This is a genomic window from Halobacillus sp. A5 (genome assembly GCF_024189315.1).
In the GTDB taxonomy this organism is placed as follows: Bacteria; Bacillota; Bacilli; order Bacillales; family Halobacillaceae; genus Halobacillus_A.
Window position 1 is genome coordinate 1 of record NZ_JAIZEO010000003.1, and the last position, 18,756, is coordinate 18,756.

Consider the following 18,756-nt stretch of genomic DNA (forward strand, 5'->3'; position numbering starts at 1 on the left):
CTAGTAATTCTTTCACCTTTCGTCGCTCTCCCTCCAGCTTCATAAACTAAATCTCCTCCCCTTTAGGAATCAATTTAATTATGAAGCTTGTCGAAATTTAAGGCGACGATTTTGTATGTTTTTAGCCAGCTATATTGTCCATTTTAAATGCGACTCTTTCACTATATTACCTAGTGATTTGGAGTGTAGAAATGATGGTCAAGATTGGGGAGTTTTTTATGATTAGAGAGCTACATCAAAAAGGATGGACGGTCACAGCTATTTCTGAAGAAACAGGGTTTGATCCTAAAACCATCCGTAAGTACATAAATTCTGATGAATTACCAAAGAAAAAAAGCTCTCAAAAGAGGCCAAGTAAACTGGATCCTTATAAGGAGTACTTAGAAAAAAGGATTAAAGAAGGGACTACAAACTGTGAGGTTCTTTTAGATGAGATTATGGCTTTAGGTTATAAAGGAAAAATTACAATCCTTCGGGATTTTGTACGTCCTTATAGGGCTCGTCCTAAAAAGCAAGCAACCATACGATACGAGACTACACCAGGAAAACAAGCTCAAATGGATTGGGGACATGTTGGAAAGTTTGAAGTCGATGAGGAATTAAAAGAGGTTTATGCATTTACCATGGTGTTAAGCTATTCTAGAATGAAATACGTAGAATTTACGGACAGTATGGATTTAGAAACCTTAATGAAATGTCATATAAACTCATTCGCTTATTTTAATGGAGTTCCAGAGCAAATTCTCTATGACAATATGAAAACAGCCGTTATTAAGCATAGTCCAGTGGAAATACGATTTAACCGAAAGTTTGAAGAGTTCTTGGCTTACTATGGGATAGCTCCAAAGGCATGTAAACCCTATAGACCTCAAACTAAAGGAAAAGTAGAAAATGTCGTGGGCTATATAAAGAAAAATTTTCTGCAGCGTAAACATAGGCCGACGCTAAGAGCATTAAATGAAGATATGAGAGGGTGGCTCGATCAAACAGCGAATCGAAAGATTCACCAAACAACCATGGAACCTCCACATACTCGCTTTCAACATGAACAGAAATATTTGAGTGCTTCTAACAGTAAACCGCTCTTTCCTATTAACCACTGGGAAATTAGAACGGTGAGCAAGGATTGTTTTGTTTCTTATAAAGGCAAACGTTATTCCGTACCTTATCGGTACGTTGGTCAAGAATTAAAGATTAAAGAAACGCTGGACCAGACCATCACTTAGAGGTTTACGATTCTTATGAATGTATAGCTAAGCATCCTTTAATGATTGGAAAAGTGCGAGATCATATTAATCTGGAACATTATAAAGGACTGCAAACGACTACTGTTGGTTTGCCGACCCACAGCCGTTTACAGTCCCCTGACATAGAAGTGGAACAACGTCCTCTTCAGATGTATGAGCAACTAGAAGGAGGTGATCAATAATGAGCACGAACCTTTTAGTTGAACGCTTAGAAAAGATCGGTTGGCACCATACCGCCGATCAAATTGATGGTCTACTCGAAGAGCATCTAAAAATAATGTACCATATTCGGACTTCTTAATCACTGTTTTGTCCCAAGAAATTGAGCAAAAGGAAAAACTAGCTTTAGAAAAGCGTCTCAAGAAAGCAAAGTTACCGTACATTAAAAGCATCCATGATTTTGACTTTAGCTTTCAACCTAGTATTGATGAACGCAGAGTTAAAGAAGTTTTGTCAGGAAGATACATTCACAATGGAGATAATATCCTTCTTTTAGGGCCACCAGGTGTAGGCAAAACTCACTTGGCTATCTCTATGGCATTTGAAGCAATAACTCAAGGGCACCAAGCCTTATTTATTACAGCGAATGAATTTATTTCGGAATGTCAGAAGGCAGAAAAGCAAGGGATAATCCAACGGATTATCAAACGATATAGTCGCCCAGAATTACTTATAATGGATGAAATCGGCTATTTTAGCTTTGACGAGCTAAGTGCGCATACACTTTTTCAAATAGTTTCGAGATAGATATGAGCCCGCCTAATCCTGTTAGAAAACCTGATGTGGCTGCCTTTGCATTTTACGCCCTTATTAGAGCATCTACACTTTTTTGTACAGATGAATGTTTCCTTAAATAGCTTTGTGCTAACTCATATGCATCTGGAGTACCGGGCAATCCATTCATTGCTTTTTCATATGACCAATCCAATAATTGCATCATTTTTCCTTGAGTGAGTTCATTATTTCCCATAGCTATTTCCTCCATTACCTCAAAGATGATTTTTATTCTTCCATAACCTGCAAAAGAATTACTTAAAGTAAGAAAACCTAGTTGTGTAATACACTGGGGAATTATTCACCTCTGCTAGCCCATTAGTAGTTTACTATATTCTACCATATGAACACACCTTTTAATGTAACCTTGTTATTGCACCGTATTTGTCCACTACGCGATACATCTTTTAACACCAGAAATGATCACTAAAGGTGGTCTTAAATAAACTACTATTAATTATAAAAATAAATTAATGACCCAATCTTTAGGTCATTTTCCTTTCCGGAGCGATAGTTTCATCAGGGTAACTAAACCCTGGTATATCAATGTTTATGTGTTCGCAACGAGTGGTTGCGTAGGGGTGCAATGAAAGTTATCTTTACTTTATATGATGTTTTCAACAATATTGAATTATAGATTATAAAAGGGTGGTTATAGAAATGGTGTTTAGTGAAAAGTTGAAAGTTGAAAGAAAGAACAAAGGTTGGTCTCAAGAAAAGTTAGCTGAACAACTCTTTGTGAGTCGGCAATCGGTTTCTAAATGGGAGAATGGCCAAAGCTTCCCCAGTATCGAAATTATCATACATTTAAGTGACCTCTTTGAAATAACCATTGATGAATTATTAAGGAGCGATGAAGAGTTAAAAGAAAAAGTAATCAAAGATAGTAAGCAATTAGCTCATCCTAAGTTAAAATTTTTGTTTGATGGGCTTTTTTTAATCGGGGTTGCTTTTCTGGTTTTTAAAATAGGAATAATTTTATTAAACAAATTTACTGCTTTTGAACTAACCTTAATAGGCGGTTCATTTATCTGGAATTTTGGGCCCCTATTATTAATGGTTGGGGGAGGAATTGGTTCAGGTGTTGTTAAAGAAAAATATAAAGAGGACTAATATGATTCATATCATAAAATTATTTTGTAAAAAATGACTTGAATAAAAAGTTGCAAGGAGAAATTTATGAATGCTGGATCAGTAGTAACGAAAAGAAAATTAACCCCTGATTTAGCAAGAGGGTTTATGTTGTTGTTTATTGCATTGGCGCATCCTAATCAATTTATAATTTTAGAAGGTCGGGAAATAAGTTTTATCGACCAGTTCACTGTATTTTTCAGGCAAGTATTCGTCGACGGCCGTGCCTACCCTTTATTTGCTATCCTATTTGGATACGGGCTACATCAAGTTCTTAAAGGCCAAGAGAGAAGAGGGAACAGCTGGAAGGATACGAAAAAAATCTTTAGACGCAGAGGGGTTTGGATGTTACTGATAGGCTTCTTCCACGCAACTCTCTTTCTCGCTGATATCATCGGGGTCTATGGATTTATCGCGCTTATTTTTGCAAGTTTTTTTCTTCGATTATCGAATAGAAAAATGATGATTATAGCTGTTGCAACTCTTATCTTAGTGGCAGTGTTTGCTCCATCGATGCCTAGAGGTTTTGATGCATTAAACATGGAAGTCACTACTTCAGCAACGATTAAGGATCCTATTGAGGCATCTATTACTCGAATGTTTGAGTGGATGTTTTATACACCTGTACTGAGTTATCAAGTAATTCCCGGGGTGCTAATTGGTATTCTAGTGGCTCGGTTTCAGATAATAGATAACCCTAAGAACCATAAGAAGGCGCTTTTTACATTTGCTATATTAGGCCTATTGCTATCAACTGCTGGTGGTATCCCAATGGCCCTAATGTCGTCCTTGTTTTGGACAAGTTACAATGATGTATGGGAATCAACAGCAAAATCCCTTCATACTATCACAGGTTATGCTGGTGGAGTAGGATGGACGGCTCTTATTGGAATAGTCGTCATTAGGCTAGAAGAAAAAAAAGGGAAGTTTTCAAAAGCAATAGCAGCGCTTGGACAACGTTCATTGAGCTTTTACCTATTTCAGTCGATAATGTTTGTTATCATATTAGCGCCTTACGCTGGTGGCCTTGGGAGTCAAATTAGTCAATTGGAGAGTGACTTGATTGGAGTATTTGTTTGGGTTCTATCAGTAATAGTTGCTAATTATATGCATTGTAGATCTATCCGCGGACCTTTTGAGACATTTTTAAGGAAAAAATCAGCAATAGGTAAGCATTGAAGATTCAATTAGAAATCTTCAATCCTCACTGTAAAATGGAGTGCTCATATTGAGAAGACAAACCGAAGTAGCGGTACTTGAAGCAATTCAATACCTTAAGCAGACGGAAACAACACTTTCGAGTTCTATATAAATTGAAGAAATATATTAAATACCTCCCGGCTAAATCATAGGGAGCAAGGTCCGACTGTGGTCGTCGACAGCTGTCCGTATTCATGGGATGAGATTGGAAGGATGTTGTTCACCCATGAAGGCTTTCAAATCAAAATAGATACAGCTGAGTTGACGGAGGATATCGGAGGGGGGAAAGAATAATTCTTTCTCTTTTTTTGGAAGGAGTAAATACTCGATAAAAGTGTCAGCAAGCAACTGGTCACTTCGTTCTACATAATTTTGTCGAGATAAATCGACCGTCTATCTATAGTAGGGCAGGCGATTATAGAGAAATGGTCAATTCTATTTATCTTCCTTTATTTAGGTTTTATCACCCAGGTTATGGGAATTTAAATACTATCATTATCAAGGAGGTTATAAACAGAATGAGTATGTCTGTGAGTGAAAGGTTAAATACGCCCGGAGTGGAGAATTTGCGTCAGGCGGCGGTGTTGGAGTTTACGGAAGAGGTGTTTGAGTCTGATCAGTTCCGTTCGTTAGAGGTGCTCACTTCAGATCAGCACCAGCTTTATATTGTGAATCGCAATGACCGCACGCTGACTATTCTCAGCATTGATCCGGCCATGAATGTGACGAAGGAAACCTTGTTTACGGACCGTATCATTTCGATGAAGGAACATTTTCAGGAGTACAGCCTGGTGGATAATACGCCGCCTAAGAAGTTGGAGGTTATTTTCCCTGGGGGACATGTCGTAGCGATTGAACCCCGCCTCACGATCTCGCAGGAGAAGAGTTATCAGGATCCGGAGATTTTGAATCAAATGAATGAGGATTTTGAAATGTTGATCGCTGCGTTAAAGAGTACGTTGATTCTTTAAGAACAGTTGTGACGAATACAGGAGGAGACGGCATTTGGCCGTCTTCTTTTTTTAGGTTAAATCCTTCTGAGTAACGGGGATAAAAAAATTTAAAAAAAGTTTGCGATTTTTTGACACCAAAATGCCCCTGACTTTCGATTATACATATGAGGGCGTTTATTCAAATGCTCATATTATTTTTCGGGAGGCATTTTTATATGAATTATTTAAAAGAGATTATTGCGTTTCAGGATGAGGTGGAGTTAAATTCGCTTTCATCGTCGGCTTCGCTGCTCTGGTATAAGCTGATGCATTTCAACAACAAGACGGGTTGGAAGGAAGAGTTTACTGTGCCGACGGCAGCTATTCTTGTGAAAACGGGCTTACCGGAGAGCTCATTTCTTCGTGCGCGCAGAGAATTAGCGGAGAAGGGCTACATTACGTATCAGCCCGGCACACGGAATCAGGCGCCGACGTATCATATGATTTCACAGGTGAAGGAACAGACCGCAGAGCCTGTGGCGGAAGGGACGGCGGAAGAAGTGAAGGAAGAGACGGAGGATCGCGCGGCGGTATTATTTAAAAGAAAAGAAGAGAAAGGAAAAGAAGGTGTAGTAGGTGCGGGCACGCCTCATTCCTTTTACGAACAGAACCTTGGAATGCTGACGCCGTTTATGGCGGAGAAGGTGACGGATTGGTGTGAGCGGCTGTCGGATGAGCTCGTGATGGAGTCGATGAAGATTGCCGTCCGGCACAACAAGCTGTTTTTCCATTACTGCGAAGGGATCTTAAAGCGCTGGGAGAAAGGGGAAATCCGCTCCATGGCCGATGTGAAGCGGATGGAGAAGAACTTTACCCTGCCGCTTAGGAAAAAGGACGAACGGCCGCAGATGCTGCAGCGAATGTTTGAGACCCATCGAAAGGGGAGTCACCTATGAGACACGAGGAAGCAGCTGATGTGCTGGAGACGATTGAGGAATTGTTTGGCGGGAAGTTTGTTATTACGGAGCGGAAGATTGAGGTGTTCATCCCCCAGCTGATGAAGATGGAGTATAAGCCGGTCATGGAGAAAGTCTTCGATTACGCCTCTCGTTACCCTTTTCCCCCGACGCTTGCGGACATCGCGGTGTACCCTCCGCAATCGAATGATTACCTGAAAAAGAAGAAGCAGTGGGACGAAGAAGCGGCCCAGGTGCCGGAAGAAACAAAGCGTCGGTTTGAAGAGAAGTTCGCGGCGCTCCTGAAGAAGGTGTCCCGATGATTCATAACCAGGAAGCAGAACAATCAGTCATTGGCTCCCTTTTGCTTGAAGGGGAATTAATCAAGGACGTTACCTTAAGAGACGAGCATTTCTACGAAGCCCGGCACCGCTTGATCTACCAGGCGATGCGCCGGATTGACGAGAAGGAGGGACCCGTCAATCTCGTCACGGTGACGACCGAGCTGAATAAACGCATCCAGGAAGCCGGCGGGGTCAGCTATTTAAGCTCCCTCGCCCAGTCCATCCCTTCTACGAAAAGCATCAAGCACCATCAGAAGCTCGTACTCGACGCCTATCGCAACCGCAAAACAATGGAGCAGGCCAGCCGCTACATCACCGATCCCACCGAAGAAACCCTCGACACCCTCATGAGCCGCCTCGAAGATTACCGCGCGGAAGGAAGTGTCACAGAAGAACAGACCACCTATGAAACGCTCGTCGATATCGCCCACGAGATGAGCCACTCCACAAGTGACGGCATGACTGGATTTCCAACCGGCTACAGCGAAGTCGACGACATGACCGGCGGCACCCAGCGCGGCGACCTCATCATCCTCGCCGGCCGCCCGTCGATGGGCAAGACCGCCTTCGCCCTGAACCTCGCCGCCCACCACTGTAAGCAGGGAGGCGAAGTCCACCTGTTCAGCTTAGAGATGGGACAGAAAGCCCTGCTGAAGCGCATGCTCTCCTGCGAAGCCGAAATCAACGGCCAGAAATGGCGCACGATGAACTTTTCCGAAGAAGATTACGACCTCTGCCTAAGCGCCATGGGCGAAATCGCCGCCTGGGACCTCCACATCCATGAAAACGCCCGCACCGTCGCCGACATCCGCGCCCGAGTAAGAGAATCCATCAAACAACCCGAAGACAGCCGCCCCATGATCATCATCGACTACCTGCAGCTCATGGCCACCACCGGCCGCTACGAACGCCGCGACCTCGAAGTCGGTGCCATGACCCGCGAGCTCAAGCTGCTCGCACGAGAGCTCGATGTACCCATTATTCTTCTCTCCCAATTGTCTCGAGGCGTCGAGCAGCGCAAGGACAAGCGTCCGATTATGGCGGACTTACGGGAATCAGGGAACATTGAACAGGATGCTGACATGATCGGCTTTCTCTACCGTGATGACTACTATCATATTCATGGGGAGGAGAAGGACGAGATTGAGTTCATGATCAGCAAGCAGCGGAATGGCCCGGTTGGGAATGTGAAGCTGCGGTTTATGAAGGAGTATGGGAAGTTTGTAAGTGTACCTGCCATAACCAATCAATAGGAGGAAGATAAAAATGAATTATGAAAAAGAACTGGAAGCATTTTTTGATCAGAAGGATATAGACCAATTATCCGTTTCATCTATCGCGTTATGGTTTACACTTATGCAATTTAACTCGAGAACAGGTTGGAAGAAAGAAATGACATTGCCCACTTCACCACTGTTGCTGAAGTCGGGACGGACAGAGGGATCCTTTATGCGGGCACGCAGGAAGCTGGTGGACAAGGGATATGTGATTTATCGTAAGGCGGAAGGGAGGAAGGGGTCTCCTTGTTATGAGAAGATTTCCCTTGTTCGCTGAAGGAGGATCGGGATGCAGCAGGTGAAACACTATACGGATATGTAAAAGATGAAGAGATAAAAGCAACGGTCGTAGAATTAACCCCGAAATCTCATGGGCAAATTATAGCGGGTGAGCAGACGACTATGCAGCTTTTATACTGATTTCCAACAAAGGTCCTGGTGAGTGGGGGACTTCCTTCACTCTCACCACGGCCATTTTAGATAGGTTATTAATTTCTGCTTTACGGTTACAGGGAGGTACCGACATTAAAAAAACTGTGTAAGTAGAAATCATACGCATTTCTACTTACACAGTTCATATTTCATTCCCGAAAATTCAATAACTTTAACTGAAAATTTTTATTTGCTTCTCAGTGATCCCTTTAATTAATCTCAGTTCACTAATCAAAAATTCATGGGCGTTATCAAACATTTTTTTTTCGCTTGTATTAAGCGCGTTCTCTTTCTTCATACGTTTTAAATCACGTACAACTTCAGCACTTTCTAGCATTTTACCTGTTTTTATTTTTTCCGTGTTCACTTTAAATCTTTCTTTCCACGGCAGTGCTCTATCTGATTTTCCATCCAGAAAAATGTGTATGATGTGTTTTAACGCCATTATGTCCGTAATGGGACGTATACTTGAACTCAATATTTTCCCCGCCGGAATCATGACTTGCATATTACTGATTAACATATTGATGACATAATACTCTTGTTTTTTTCCTGAGATTTCCTTTTCTTCTATGGATTTAATTATACCTACTCCGTGCATTGGATAAACAATGTTGTCGCCAATTTGAAACAAAAAATCCACCTCCATATGTGGTTACCTTAATAAGCATAACATACATATCTTTTTTATCAAAATTTTAATAATAACATAATTCAAAGTTAACAATCAAATGTTTTCTTTGAAATTAGTAAAAAAATAAAATTTGATATCGTATCGGATTACTGGGGTTTTATGCAAATATAAGAGTTTGAGGTATGGTGTCAAGGTAGGGTGTCTACCCCCGCTTTGCTAAAACGTTAACGCAGTTGGGGTCAGGCACTGATATTAAAGGTTTTAGATTAAGAGGTGAAAAATGAATAATCAATGGAATGAATTGATATATAAATTTTGGTCTCCTATTTATGATAAGTTTTTTAATTCAGGAAAGTTTCTTAAAGCTCGAAAGAAGATATTTCAGGTAGAAAAGTTTGTTAACAACCAAAATATATTATTCGTTGGTGTAGGAACTGGAGCAGATTTGGAAGTAATCCATCACAAGGACTTAAATATTACAGCAATTGACTACTCTAATGAAATGCTTGATAAAGCCAAAGAGAAATTTGAAGATTCGTCAATAAAGTTTATAAAAATGGATGCTCAAGATATGTGTTTTAATGATAATCATTTTGATGTTATAGTAGGAAGTCTTGTTTTATCGGTCGTTCCTAATGCAGATAAATGTTTTAAGGAAATGGTACGAGTGTTAAAACCCAACGGAAAGATTATTATTTTCGATAAATTTTCACCAAAAGATAGGGAAATCTCTGTTTTTAAAAAAGCAATTAGACCATTTATTAAGTTATTAGGTACTGATATCGCAATAAACTTTGAGACATTGTTTAAAGAAAACAATTATGCTTTATTTGTGAATGAAGACACATCATTAATGTTTAATGGAATGTACAGAAAAATTATTATCAGCAAATTACAAACTTAATGTTATTCGAGTAACGGGTACGTTAGCAAAAGAAGCCATAAAACAACCGAAAGGACTTCCAAATATATGGAAGTCCTTTTGTCACAATAAATAAGGTGCCTGACTTCCACTATGCTAAAGCGTTCACGTAGTGTGGGTCAGGCACTTCTGCTAATGTTTTATTAAACAGCTTTTTTTCTGAAAAACATGCTTACAAAATTAGCCGCTTTTATCTTAGGGTGTAAGAAAGGTGAAACGTGAACTTTATATTCTTTTTCTAGAATAGCCTTTTTCAACTGATCAATGGTTGTACATTCCGGAATTTCATTAAAGATACATCCGTAGTGAAAACGCTGATCAGCACTACTGCCGCTCACAGCACCGATTTGAAGGTGAGAAGCTAAAGCTTCCATTTCAGTTTTTATAGTATTCCCATATCTGTATAAGTCTTTTCCGTTAATTTCGAGAGCATCAAACTGTTTTAAGGTTTCATCTTTATGATGGAGCCAAGGATGGGATTCTCTTAAAGGGTGAGCTGCAATCTTCAATACATGATCATGGTGAACTAACTCCATCAATTCGTCCGCATGGATCCCATTCTCTTGAAGACTTAGCTTCTTATAAATGAGCCTGACAGTTTCCCGGTTAGCAATAATTAAAAAGCTCCCTTTGTCTTTAACATCAACTTGCATGCCAGGAAACACTTTTAGTCCATTTACATCATAATAATCATTTTCATAAGAGAAGTTGTTATCGAGCATGTTATAAAGGTTAGTAAAATTAGGGTGGTTCACATTTTCCGTCAAAGCTAACGCATCTAGTCCATTCAAGCTTGCTTCTTCCATTTTTTTCATAAATTCATCTAAAGTAATGGGTGATTTTCTTGATAAATTTGCGTGGGTATGAAAGTCTATGTGCATTTAGCTCTCTCCTTTATTTTTACTAAACGAATCATCAGCTCAAGTAAGATCCTAACTATCTATTATTGTAATCAAACATTATTAAGGGAATTAATGTAATATGTTTACTCAATGTAAATTTTTTTTCTGAGGTATGTTAATTTACTGATAATATCGAGTGGAAGAATAGTAGAAAAAAATGATAGTAACATTTCAACTGTAAAATGCTATAACTAAAACCCCTCCGTTATACATGGAGAGGCATTAGTTAGTTGATTTCTCACTTATTCATCTAAGAAGGTAAAAGAGAGTAAACCGTTCTTTTCTCCACTAATGAATAAACGCTTATTATACTCTTGTCTTTCTACAGGATAATCCTCACCAAAATGAGCACCACGGCTTTCTTTTCTTTTATTCAACATTCACTTTAATGAAGTTGTTTTCTTCTGTATGTTCCTTTAATTGATGACTGATGCCTTTAATCGTTTCTCGTTCAGCTACGACGAGTAAGTGGCCGGTTTCAAGCACGTCGATTTCGATGCCTGGAAATACTTTACTGATGTTTATAAGGGAAGTGGGTATCCAGCATGTCGTAAATTTCATGAAGTTCGGTACGTTAAAGGTTCGATTGCAGATCTTCCTTATAGGTAAACTAAAAGTAAGCGTTTTTACCTTGCTTATTCATCCAAACTTCATTAAACTAAAAATATGAAACTGATTTCATAAACCAGTGTAGTGGAGTGATGGAACATGCCGACGATTTCAGACGTCGCGAAATTATCAGGATTATCGAAAGCGACCGTGTCTCGAGTCATAAACAAGCATCCATATATAGCGAAAGAGAAACGAGAACGAGTGGAGCAGGCCATGAAGGAGCTTGGCTATGTTCCGAATCCGTCAGCGAGAAGACTGCGAGGGTCTACTACGAGTACGATTGGTGTAATTGTGCCGAGAATTGTGAACCCGTTTTTTTCCTATTTGGTCAACTCAATCGAACAAGAGGCGTATAAGAGTAATTATCAGGTGTTGATGTTTCAAAGCAATGAAAATAAAGATAAAGAACTGTATTTTTTAAACCTGCTTAAAAATCGCCAGGTGGATGGACTGATCATGACCTCGATCGAAAACGACTGGGATGTGATTCAGCCTTATACGGAGTTCGGTCCGATTGTATTGTGCAACGAATACTTGATGCACTCTAAAGCACCTATTGTCCGACTGGATCAGGCGAAGGGTGCCTACATTGGAACAAAACATTTGATTGATAAAGGGTACACGAAGATTGCTTATTGTACGGGGGGTTTATTTGCTGAGGACGGCAAAGATAAGGACCGCAACCATGGCTACCAGCAGGCGTTAACTGAAGCTGGACTCAGCATTCAGACAAACTGGATTTTCATTAACAAGCATACAATTGATGATGGGAAAGAAGTGATGAGACAGATGCTGGCGATGGAGGAACGTCCCTCTGCTATTTTTACAGGTAGTGACGAGATCGCGGCAGGTGTCATTATGGAAGCGAAGGAAAACGGCGTGCGTATTCCTGAGGATCTTGCGGTCATCGGCTTTGATGATCAGCCCATCGCCGAAATTATTGAGCCGAAGCTTACGACGATCCGCCAGCCGATCAATGAGCTTGGGGAGAAATCGGTCGAGCAGCTGATTGCGCTGATGAGCAGCAAAGATGCTGATTATAAACAGATTGAACTGCCTGTAGAACTGCTTGTCAGAAAATCTACGTAATTTTAAAAAAACTGTTGAAACCGATTTCATTTTGGCGTATACTTCAAATTAGAAAACCAATACGTGATGTCGGTTTTTATTTTTGAAGCAATGTGAAACCGATATCACATACGCATTCATACTTTTTGTTCAGCTTAAATAGTACGGGGAGGTTAAGAAGTTAAAAGTCTATCGCTTATATTTTTTATTAATTTGTGAAACCGATATCATATTTTAAAAAGGAGTGGAGAGTAAATGAAGAAAGTGATGATTATGATCGCAGCATCTCTAACGTTGGCTGGGTGCTCGTTTTCCTCTGGGGGATCAGGGGAAGGTTCAGGCGATCAGGTGACGGTGGAAATTTATCAGGGGAAAGTAGAGTTTAAAGATCAGTTCGAGGCACTTGCTGAAAAATATGAAGAGGAAAACCCGAATGTCAATATCGAAATCACGAGTGTCGGCGGAGGGAATGATTATGCCGGATCGTTGAAAACGCGATTTGCGTCTGGAGATGAACCGGAAATCTTCAGTGTCGCCGGACCGACCGAATCGGAAAGTTTTGAGGAGTATTTAGCCGATGTATCGGATACGGCTTCAGCAGATGCAGCTCTTGAAGGCAGCCTGGAGCCTGTAACAAAAGATGGAGAAGTACGCGGTCTCCCTTTTAACCAGGAAGGGTATGGATTGATTTATAACAAGCGTGTATTCGAAGAAGCGGGCGTAAACGCTGAGGAGATACTGTCGTATGAAGACTTAGAGAGTGCCGTGGAGGAATTGGACAGTCAAAAAGAAGAGTTAGGTCTGGAAGCCGTATTTGCTTTCCCGGCTAAAGAAAAATGGGTACCTGGAAGCCATCTATCGAATGTATTTATGGCACCAGAATTTGATCAGCAAGTATTGAATGCTTATGAAGCAGAAAGTCTAGAGTTTGAAAAAGGCGGCGAGTTTCAAAGAATGATTGACTTGCAGAATGATTATTCGATTCAGCCTACCTTGACGCTTGATTACTCTCAGCAGGTAGAGCAGCATTTTTCTTTAGAAGAAGTGGCGATCATTCAACAGGGGAACTGGATTTATCCGTCGGTTGAACAGATGGACCCTGAATTTGCCGAAGAGAACATGGGGATTATTCCTATTCCAGTCGAAGGGTTCGAAGGCAAGATGCCCGTTGGGATTCCGAACTATTGGGGAGTGAACAAGAACAGCGGGGAAGAAGAAGTGCAGGCATCAAAGGATTTCATTGACTTTATGTATACGTCTGAAATCGGCAAAGAAGCAGTTCTTGAAGAATTAAAATTTATCCCTGCTTATGAAGGCTTCGATACGGAAGAAATAGCAGATCCGTTGTCAAAAGAAATTTATCAATACTCGTCTGAAGGAAATACAATCGGCTGGGTTCAGCTTGGCTATCCTGGCACATGGGGCGAGGATATCGGTGGTTATATTCAGCAGTATTTAAGTGGAGATATGACGTGGGACGAGGTGGAAGAAAAGTCCATCAGCCGCTGGGAAAACTATCGTCAATAATTATAAAAAAAAATGAGAGCTAACAGCTTAGGTTGTTAGCTCTCCACATTTACAAACACGAGGAGGCTGTTATGAGTAATCGGACGCTTTCATTTTGGTTGTTTCTTACTCCTGTTGTATTAGGTTTAGGCATTGTAGTCGTGATTCCATTTCTCTATGGACTGGTGTATTCGTTTACGGATTGGAACGGGCTGCGGGCAGAGTCGTTTATCGGCTTGGAGAATTACATCCGTTTGTTTCAGGAAGATGAGTTTATGCAGGCTGTTTGGTTTACGACAAAATTTGCCTTTGTGGGCGTTCTTTTGTTGAATTTGTTTGGGCTAGGGCTTGCTTTGATCGTAACCCGTAACATCAAGTCGAGTAATCTGCTGCGTACCGTTTTCTTTATGCCCAATTTAATCGGCGGGCTGATTCTCGGGTTTATCTGGCAGTTTATTTTCATTAGTGTATTTGGAGATATCAGCGGCCTGACAGGAATTGAAGGGTTCAACGGCTGGCTCTCTACGGCGAACACGGGGTTCTGGGGCATTGTCATTCTTACCTGCTGGCAGATGGCTGGCTACATTATGATCATTTATATCGCTTACCTGGAGAATATTCCGAAAGACTTGATTGAAGCAGCAAAAATTGATGGAGCGAGCCCCTTTCAGCGTTTTAAAAATATTACCTTTCCGCTCGTAGCTCCTGCGTTTACGATCAGCATGTTTTTGACGCTTTCAATGTCTTTTAAAATTTATGATCAGAACTTGTCGTTAACGAACGGCGGTCCTGCGGATCAAACGCAGATGGTGGCCATGGAGATCGTCAATACGGCATTTTCCGATAACGACATGGCTTACGCTCAGGCGAAAGCAGTCATCTTCTTCCTTATCGTTTCAGTTGTTGCGTTGACTCAGGTGTACTACAACAAAAAACGAGAGGTGGAAATGTAATGAAGAAAAACAATGAGAAGCGGAATTTAATCTCGATTGAAGTGTTCGGTTTATTGCTTGGACTCTTATGGATTGCTCCCTTTTATCTAATGATTGTAAATGCTTTTAAAACGAAGCGGGATATTTTCACAGGGGTGCTCGGCTTCCCGGAAGAATGGATTACCGGGAACTTTGTTGAAGCCTTTATCGATCTTGAGTTTCTTAAGTCTTTATTTAATTCGATATTGATTACGGGTTTAAGTGTGGGCATTATTATTATTTTTTCCTCCATGGCTGGCTATGCGCTTGCACGAAATAAGAGTAAGCTGAGCGCTGTGATGTTTTTTGTGTTTGTAGCGGCGATGCTCATTCCGTTTCAGTCCGTTATGATCCCTCTGGTTGCTTTGTTTGGACAGGCGGGTATGCTGAACGCCGGCGGATTAATTTTTATGTACTTAGGATTTGGATGCAGCTTATCCATCTTCTTATATCACGGAGCGATGACGGGCGTGTCGAAGTCGATGGATGAAGCCGCGATTATCGATGGAGCGAATCGGTTTCAATTGTTCTGGCGGATCATTTTTCCTTTATTAAAACCGATATCCGTTACAGTCGGAATCCTAAATGTCATTTGGATTTGGAACGACTATTTGCTTCCTTCTCTTGTGTTAAGTGAAGCAAATGCAACGATTCCGTTGAAAATGTTTTTCTTTTTCGGTCAGTATACAAAGCAGTGGCATCTGGCGTTAGCAGGTTTAACGATTGCCATCATACCGGTGATCATCGGATACTTTTTTGCCCAGAAACAAATTATTGCGGGAGTGTCCGAGGGTGCAGTGAAATGAGGAATAGAGTGATGTAGGAGGTAAGGTTATGGAAAGGCAGTGGTGGAAAGAAGCGGTAGCGTATCAAATTTATCCGCGCAGCTTTAAGGATTCAAATGGAGACGGAATCGGTGATCTTCAAGGGATCGCATCCAAACTGGATTATTTGCAGGAGCTTGGCATCGATGTCATCTGGATTTGTCCGGTGTATCCATCTCCTAACGATGATAACGGGTATGACATCAGTGACTACCAGGGCATCATGCAGGAGTTTGGGACGATGGAAGAATTTGATCAGCTGTTGGAGGACGTTCATAAACGGGGCATGAGACTGATTATGGATTTAGTCATTAACCACACTTCTGATGAGCATCCATGGTTTATTGAATCGAAGTCGTCAAAAGATAATACGTACCGCGACTTTTACATTTGGCATCCCGGGAAAGACGGAAAAGAACCGAACAATTGGGCCTCCATTTTTGAAGGATCAGCCTGGGAGTATGACGAGGAGACGAAAGAGTATTATATGCACATCTTTTCCCGGAAGCAGCCTGATTTAAATTGGGAAAACGAAGCCGTGCGTAATGCTTTGTATCAAATGGTCAACTGGTGGCTTGATAAAGGCATCGACGGCTTCCGCATCGACGCGATTTCGCATATTAAAAAAGCACCCGGGTTTCCTGACCTTCCGAACCCAGAGCAGAAGGACTACGTTTGTTCATTTGAAGGACATCGTAACCAGGAAGGAATTCAGTCGTATTTAAAGGAACTCAATGAGCAAACCTTTTCCCGCTACGATATTATGACCGTAGGCGAAGCGAATGGTGTTAGTGTTGAGGAAGCCGACGATTGGGTCGGGGAGAAAAACGGAAAGTTCAATATGATTTTTCAATTCGAACATACCGACTTGTGGGGAAAAGATGCTGGAAAAAGCTTAGATATCCACGCTTTAAAACACATTTTCACAAAATGGCAGACGGCACTTGACGGCTCGGGGTGGAACGCTTTATTTTTAGAAAACCACGACCTTCCCCGATCGGTGTCCGTCTGGGGCAATGATGATCAGTACCACGCAGCCTCCAGTAAATGTTTAGCAGCGTTTTACTTTCTCATGCAGGGCACCCCGTTTATTTATCAAGGGCAGGAAATCGGAATGACCAACGTCCATTTCCCATCGATCGAGGATTACGATGACGTTGCGGCCAAGAACCTCTACGCCCATGAAACAGCGAACGGCAAAACGCACGAACAAGTCATGGAATCGATCTGGCACTGCGGACGTGATAATTCACGGACACCCATGCAGTGGAATTCGGATCTTCATGCTGGATTTACATCAAGCGCCCCATGGATGAACGTTAATCCGAATTACGTTAGTCTCAATGTCGAAGAATCAATGGCACGACCGGACTCTATCTTCCATTTTTATAAGAGTTTAATTCAACTGCGAAAGGACCACCTCGTCCTCGTATATGGAAGCTACCAGCTTGAACTTCCTGACCACGACCAAATCTTTGCCTATTCGCGAAGCTTCGAGGGAGAGACGTTTCTTATCACGGCCAATCTAACAGAAGCTCCTGCTGTGGTTAGTGAGGAGTCAGTTATGGGAAGTGCAGAGGAGATCTGCCTGAGTAACTATGATTACGCAACGATGGAAATTGGGCTGCTGCAGCCGTTTGAAGTGCGGGTTTATCGATTAGCGGAGACACTTACTTAAATGGTAAGTGTCTTTTTTGGTGAAAAGGAGGCAGTTTAGTAGATAATTCAATCACCACCAGCAAGATTCCCTCCACGATCAACAGATGTGAATCATCGTTAGGATTACACTACTGGCTGCTCTAAATTAGTATTCCTTCCTGTTCATATTTAAATATGGTGCCTGCCTCCCCTGGTGGAAGTAGATGTTAATTTTTACTATTAGTTCTTTTAAGAATAATTCTATACCTTATTCCAATTATTAACATTAACGATAATATTGTAAAAATCACACTGAATGTTAACGTTTCATTAAATGAGAATATTCCATTTTGGTAACTTGGTAGGTGGAGTCGTTGTTTTCGGTATAGTAACAGGTTCTCTTTAGAATAATATATTTATTAAATAAGCTATTAAAGAACCTTTCTAGAAATCAATTGTAGACGAAAGCCGCCATGTCATACGTCACATGGCGGTAGTTGTTTTTGAAAAATGAAGTTGAATCCGTTTATTTAGACAATAGATTAAAGGTTATTCGTAGGAAGGTCGAAGGGTGTGCTAAACGTTTTGTGCTTGGCCTTCACTGGATGTTGAGTTTCCATCCTAGATCGTTACAATATCCTTCTCTTTAAGAAGCTTCTTCACAAATTTAGCTGCCTTCACCTTTAATCGCAGGGAAGGAGACAGCTCCACCTCGTAATCTTTGTTTTTAATCACAGCACGAAGGTCTTCAATCGTATGACACTCAGGGAAGATATTGACGACGGCTCCGTACTGAAAGAATTGATGGGTATCACTGCCTCCAACTGCTGAGATGTCGTACTTACTCGCAAGAGCCTCAACTTTTTCTTTCATCTCACGGCCGTATTTGTAAAGGTCTTTTCCGTTAATATCGAAGGCATCGAAGCTGGCCAGCGTTTCTTCATTATGATGGATCCATGGTGTGGATTCTCGATAAGGGTGAGCTCCGATTTTAATGACGTTCAAACCATGAAGAAGCTGATTCAGATCGCTCACTTTAATGAAGTTATTTTCTTCTGTATGTTCCTTTAATTGAAGACTGATGCTTTTAATCGTTTCGCGTTCGGCTACGACGAGAAAGTGGCCGGTTTCAAGCACGTCGATTTCGATGCCTGGAAATACTTTAATGCCGTCTACGTCATAGTAGTGATGTTTATAGGAGAAGTGGGTATCCAGCATGTCATAAATGTCACCGAAGTTCGGTGCATTGAAATGTTCAGTAAGAGCCAGGGCGTCTAACCCGCTTTCTTTTGCTTCTTTTATTTTGCGACGAAACTCCTCTGGTGTTACGGCTAGAGTTTTCGATAGATTGGCGTGGGTATGAAAATCAATTTTCATCTATTCATC

General features: G+C 41.2%; 21 protein-coding genes and 2 pseudogenes. 17 read left to right on the plus strand and 6 right to left on the minus strand.

Annotation, left to right across the window (positions count from 1 at the left end; all coding sequences use genetic code 11):
• Positions 1 to 194: 194 nt before the first annotated feature.
• Both istA and LF822_RS11810 read left to right on the plus strand, forming a co-directional pair.
• Positions 195 to 1,429 (plus strand): annotated as a pseudogene (gene istA, locus LF822_RS11805) (IS21 family transposase).
• Positions 1,430 to 1,556: 127 nt separating this feature from the next.
• On the plus strand, positions 1,557 to 1,994 hold the full coding sequence (locus LF822_RS11810) for an ATP-binding protein (RefSeq protein ID WP_253924275.1): 438 nt from the start codon (positions 1,557 to 1,559) through the stop codon (positions 1,992 to 1,994).
• Between the two features lie 52 nt (positions 1,995 to 2,046).
• On the opposite strand, the gene LF822_RS11815 is transcribed toward LF822_RS11810, so the two are convergent.
• A complete protein-coding gene (locus LF822_RS11815) occupies positions 2,047 to 2,217 on the minus strand; it encodes a hypothetical protein (RefSeq protein WP_253924276.1) in 171 nt (56 codons plus the stop codon).
• 464 nt (positions 2,218 to 2,681) lie between these two features.
• On the opposite strand from LF822_RS11815, the gene LF822_RS11820 reads away from it, so the two are divergent.
• The 9 genes and pseudogenes from LF822_RS11820 to LF822_RS23230 all read left to right on the plus strand — a co-directional run.
• Complete coding sequence (locus LF822_RS11820) at positions 2,682 to 3,134, plus strand: helix-turn-helix domain-containing protein (RefSeq protein WP_253924277.1); 453 nt, start codon at positions 2,682 to 2,684, stop codon at positions 3,132 to 3,134.
• A gap of 66 nt (positions 3,135 to 3,200) precedes the next feature.
• Complete coding sequence (locus tag LF822_RS11825) at positions 3,201 to 4,331, plus strand: DUF418 domain-containing protein (RefSeq protein ID WP_253924278.1); 1,131 nt, start codon at positions 3,201 to 3,203, stop codon at positions 4,329 to 4,331.
• A gap of 144 nt (positions 4,332 to 4,475) precedes the next feature.
• Positions 4,476 to 4,646 (plus strand): DUF7713 domain-containing protein, encoded by a 171-nt coding sequence (locus LF822_RS22830; protein WP_483867093.1) that lies wholly within the window; start codon positions 4,476 to 4,478, stop codon positions 4,644 to 4,646.
• A 224-nt stretch (positions 4,647 to 4,870) separates the two neighbouring features.
• Positions 4,871 to 5,323 (plus strand): hypothetical protein, encoded by a 453-nt coding sequence (locus LF822_RS11830; protein WP_253924279.1) that lies wholly within the window; start codon positions 4,871 to 4,873, stop codon positions 5,321 to 5,323.
• Positions 5,324 to 5,520: 197 nt separating this feature from the next.
• Positions 5,521 to 6,240 carry a DnaD domain-containing protein gene (locus LF822_RS11835; RefSeq protein ID WP_253924280.1) on the plus strand — a complete coding sequence of 240 codons (720 nt, stop codon included), beginning with the start codon at positions 5,521 to 5,523 and terminating at the stop codon, positions 6,238 to 6,240.
• Entirely contained in the window at positions 6,237 to 6,563 is a 327-nt protein-coding gene (locus LF822_RS11840; protein WP_253924281.1) for a hypothetical protein, read from the plus strand. The genes LF822_RS11835 and LF822_RS11840 overlap by 4 nt, the downstream gene beginning before the upstream one ends.
• Entirely contained in the window at positions 6,560 to 7,837 is a 1,278-nt protein-coding gene (gene dnaB / locus LF822_RS11845) for a replicative DNA helicase (protein ID WP_253924282.1), read from the plus strand. Before LF822_RS11840 ends, dnaB begins: the two co-directional genes overlap by 4 nt.
• A 13-nt stretch (positions 7,838 to 7,850) precedes the next feature.
• On the plus strand, positions 7,851 to 8,138 hold the full coding sequence (locus LF822_RS11850; protein ID WP_253924283.1) for a thioredoxin domain-containing protein: 288 nt from the start codon (positions 7,851 to 7,853) through the stop codon (positions 8,136 to 8,138).
• A gap of 121 nt (positions 8,139 to 8,259) precedes the next feature.
• Positions 8,260 to 8,352: pseudogene (locus tag LF822_RS23230) on the plus strand (ATP-binding protein); the annotation flags it as partial.
• A 113-nt stretch (positions 8,353 to 8,465) separates the two neighbouring features.
• On the opposite strand, the gene LF822_RS11855 reads toward LF822_RS23230, so the two are convergent.
• On the minus strand, positions 8,466 to 8,942 hold the full coding sequence (locus LF822_RS11855; protein ID WP_253924284.1) for a CarD family transcriptional regulator: 477 nt from the start codon (positions 8,940 to 8,942) through the stop codon (positions 8,466 to 8,468).
• A 265-nt stretch (positions 8,943 to 9,207) separates the two neighbouring features.
• On the opposite strand from LF822_RS11855, the gene LF822_RS11860 reads away from it, so the two are divergent.
• A complete protein-coding gene (locus LF822_RS11860; protein WP_253924285.1) occupies positions 9,208 to 9,831 on the plus strand; it encodes a class I SAM-dependent methyltransferase in 624 nt (207 codons plus the stop codon).
• A 161-nt stretch (positions 9,832 to 9,992) separates the two neighbouring features.
• On the opposite strand, the gene LF822_RS11865 is transcribed toward LF822_RS11860, so the two are convergent.
• The 3 genes from LF822_RS11865 to LF822_RS11870 all read right to left on the minus strand — a co-directional run bounded on the left by LF822_RS11865 (position 9,993) and on the right by LF822_RS11870 (position 11,312).
• Entirely contained in the window at positions 9,993 to 10,730 is a 738-nt protein-coding gene (locus tag LF822_RS11865) for a PHP domain-containing protein (protein ID WP_253924286.1), read from the minus strand.
• A 263-nt stretch (positions 10,731 to 10,993) separates the two neighbouring features.
• On the minus strand, positions 10,994 to 11,131 hold the full coding sequence (locus LF822_RS23095; RefSeq protein WP_371925902.1) for a hypothetical protein: 138 nt from the start codon (positions 11,129 to 11,131) through the stop codon (positions 10,994 to 10,996).
• Positions 11,121 to 11,312 carry a hypothetical protein gene (locus tag LF822_RS11870; protein ID WP_253924287.1) on the minus strand — a complete coding sequence of 64 codons (192 nt, stop codon included), beginning with the start codon at positions 11,310 to 11,312 and terminating at the stop codon, positions 11,121 to 11,123. Before LF822_RS11870 ends, LF822_RS23095 begins: the two co-directional genes overlap by 11 nt.
• Before the next feature lie 147 nt (positions 11,313 to 11,459).
• Between LF822_RS11870 and LF822_RS11875 the strand changes: the two genes are divergently transcribed.
• The 5 genes from LF822_RS11875 to LF822_RS11895 all read left to right on the plus strand — a co-directional run bounded on the left by LF822_RS11875 (position 11,460) and on the right by LF822_RS11895 (position 17,410).
• On the plus strand, positions 11,460 to 12,452 hold the full coding sequence (locus tag LF822_RS11875) for a LacI family DNA-binding transcriptional regulator (RefSeq protein WP_253924288.1): 993 nt from the start codon (positions 11,460 to 11,462) through the stop codon (positions 12,450 to 12,452).
• Positions 12,453 to 12,686: 234 nt separating this feature from the next.
• Entirely contained in the window at positions 12,687 to 13,958 is a 1,272-nt protein-coding gene (locus LF822_RS11880) for an ABC transporter substrate-binding protein (RefSeq protein ID WP_253924289.1), read from the plus strand.
• 71 nt (positions 13,959 to 14,029) lie between these two features.
• A complete protein-coding gene (locus LF822_RS11885) occupies positions 14,030 to 14,890 on the plus strand; it encodes a carbohydrate ABC transporter permease (protein WP_253924290.1) in 861 nt (286 codons plus the stop codon).
• A complete protein-coding gene (locus LF822_RS11890) occupies positions 14,890 to 15,714 on the plus strand; it encodes a carbohydrate ABC transporter permease (protein WP_253924291.1) in 825 nt (274 codons plus the stop codon). Before LF822_RS11885 ends, LF822_RS11890 begins: the two co-directional genes overlap by 1 nt.
• Positions 15,715 to 15,742: 28 nt before the next feature.
• Positions 15,743 to 17,410 carry a glycoside hydrolase family 13 protein gene (locus LF822_RS11895; protein WP_253924292.1) on the plus strand — a complete coding sequence of 556 codons (1,668 nt, stop codon included), beginning with the start codon at positions 15,743 to 15,745 and terminating at the stop codon, positions 17,408 to 17,410.
• A gap of 581 nt (positions 17,411 to 17,991) precedes the next feature.
• Here LF822_RS11895 and LF822_RS11900 read toward each other — a convergent pair.
• Positions 17,992 to 18,747: a PHP domain-containing protein gene (locus tag LF822_RS11900; protein WP_253924293.1), complete on the minus strand. Its 756-nt coding sequence runs from the start codon at positions 18,745 to 18,747 to the stop codon at positions 17,992 to 17,994.
• Between the last annotated feature and the right edge of the window lie 9 nt (positions 18,748 to 18,756).

Bases quoted from the DNA above. Each gene is read 5' to 3' on its own strand.
- LF822_RS11815 (WP_253924276.1), bottom strand. From the start codon at position 2,217: ATGGGAAATAATGAACTCACTCAAGGAAAAATGATGCAATTATTGGAT.
- LF822_RS11820 (WP_253924277.1), top strand. From the start codon at position 2,682: ATGGTGTTTAGTGAAAAGTTGAAAGTTGAAAGAAAGAACAAAGGTTGG.
- LF822_RS11825 (WP_253924278.1), top strand. From the start codon at position 3,201: ATGAATGCTGGATCAGTAGTAACGAAAAGAAAATTAACCCCTGATTTA.
- LF822_RS11830 (WP_253924279.1), top strand. From the start codon at position 4,871: ATGAGTATGTCTGTGAGTGAAAGGTTAAATACGCCCGGAGTGGAGAAT.
- LF822_RS11835 (WP_253924280.1), top strand. From the start codon at position 5,521: ATGAATTATTTAAAAGAGATTATTGCGTTTCAGGATGAGGTGGAGTTA.
- LF822_RS11840 (WP_253924281.1), top strand. From the start codon at position 6,237: ATGAGACACGAGGAAGCAGCTGATGTGCTGGAGACGATTGAGGAATTG.
- dnaB (WP_253924282.1), top strand. From the start codon at position 6,560: ATGATTCATAACCAGGAAGCAGAACAATCAGTCATTGGCTCCCTTTTG.
- LF822_RS11850 (WP_253924283.1), top strand. From the start codon at position 7,851: ATGAATTATGAAAAAGAACTGGAAGCATTTTTTGATCAGAAGGATATA.
- LF822_RS11855 (WP_253924284.1), bottom strand. From the start codon at position 8,942: ATGGAGGTGGATTTTTTGTTTCAAATTGGCGACAACATTGTTTATCCA.
- LF822_RS11860 (WP_253924285.1), top strand. From the start codon at position 9,208: ATGAATAATCAATGGAATGAATTGATATATAAATTTTGGTCTCCTATT.
- LF822_RS11865 (WP_253924286.1), bottom strand. From the start codon at position 10,730: ATGCACATAGACTTTCATACCCACGCAAATTTATCAAGAAAATCACCC.
- LF822_RS23095 (WP_371925902.1), bottom strand. From the start codon at position 11,131: ATGTTGAATAAAAGAAAAGAAAGCCGTGGTGCTCATTTTGGTGAGGAT.
- LF822_RS11870 (WP_253924287.1), bottom strand. From the start codon at position 11,312: ATGAAATTTACGACATGCTGGATACCCACTTCCCTTATAAACATCAGT.
- LF822_RS11875 (WP_253924288.1), top strand. From the start codon at position 11,460: ATGCCGACGATTTCAGACGTCGCGAAATTATCAGGATTATCGAAAGCG.
- LF822_RS11880 (WP_253924289.1), top strand. From the start codon at position 12,687: ATGAAGAAAGTGATGATTATGATCGCAGCATCTCTAACGTTGGCTGGG.
- LF822_RS11885 (WP_253924290.1), top strand. From the start codon at position 14,030: ATGAGTAATCGGACGCTTTCATTTTGGTTGTTTCTTACTCCTGTTGTA.
- LF822_RS11890 (WP_253924291.1), top strand. From the start codon at position 14,890: ATGAAGAAAAACAATGAGAAGCGGAATTTAATCTCGATTGAAGTGTTC.
- LF822_RS11895 (WP_253924292.1), top strand. From the start codon at position 15,743: ATGGAAAGGCAGTGGTGGAAAGAAGCGGTAGCGTATCAAATTTATCCG.
- LF822_RS11900 (WP_253924293.1), bottom strand. From the start codon at position 18,747: ATGAAAATTGATTTTCATACCCACGCCAATCTATCGAAAACTCTAGCC.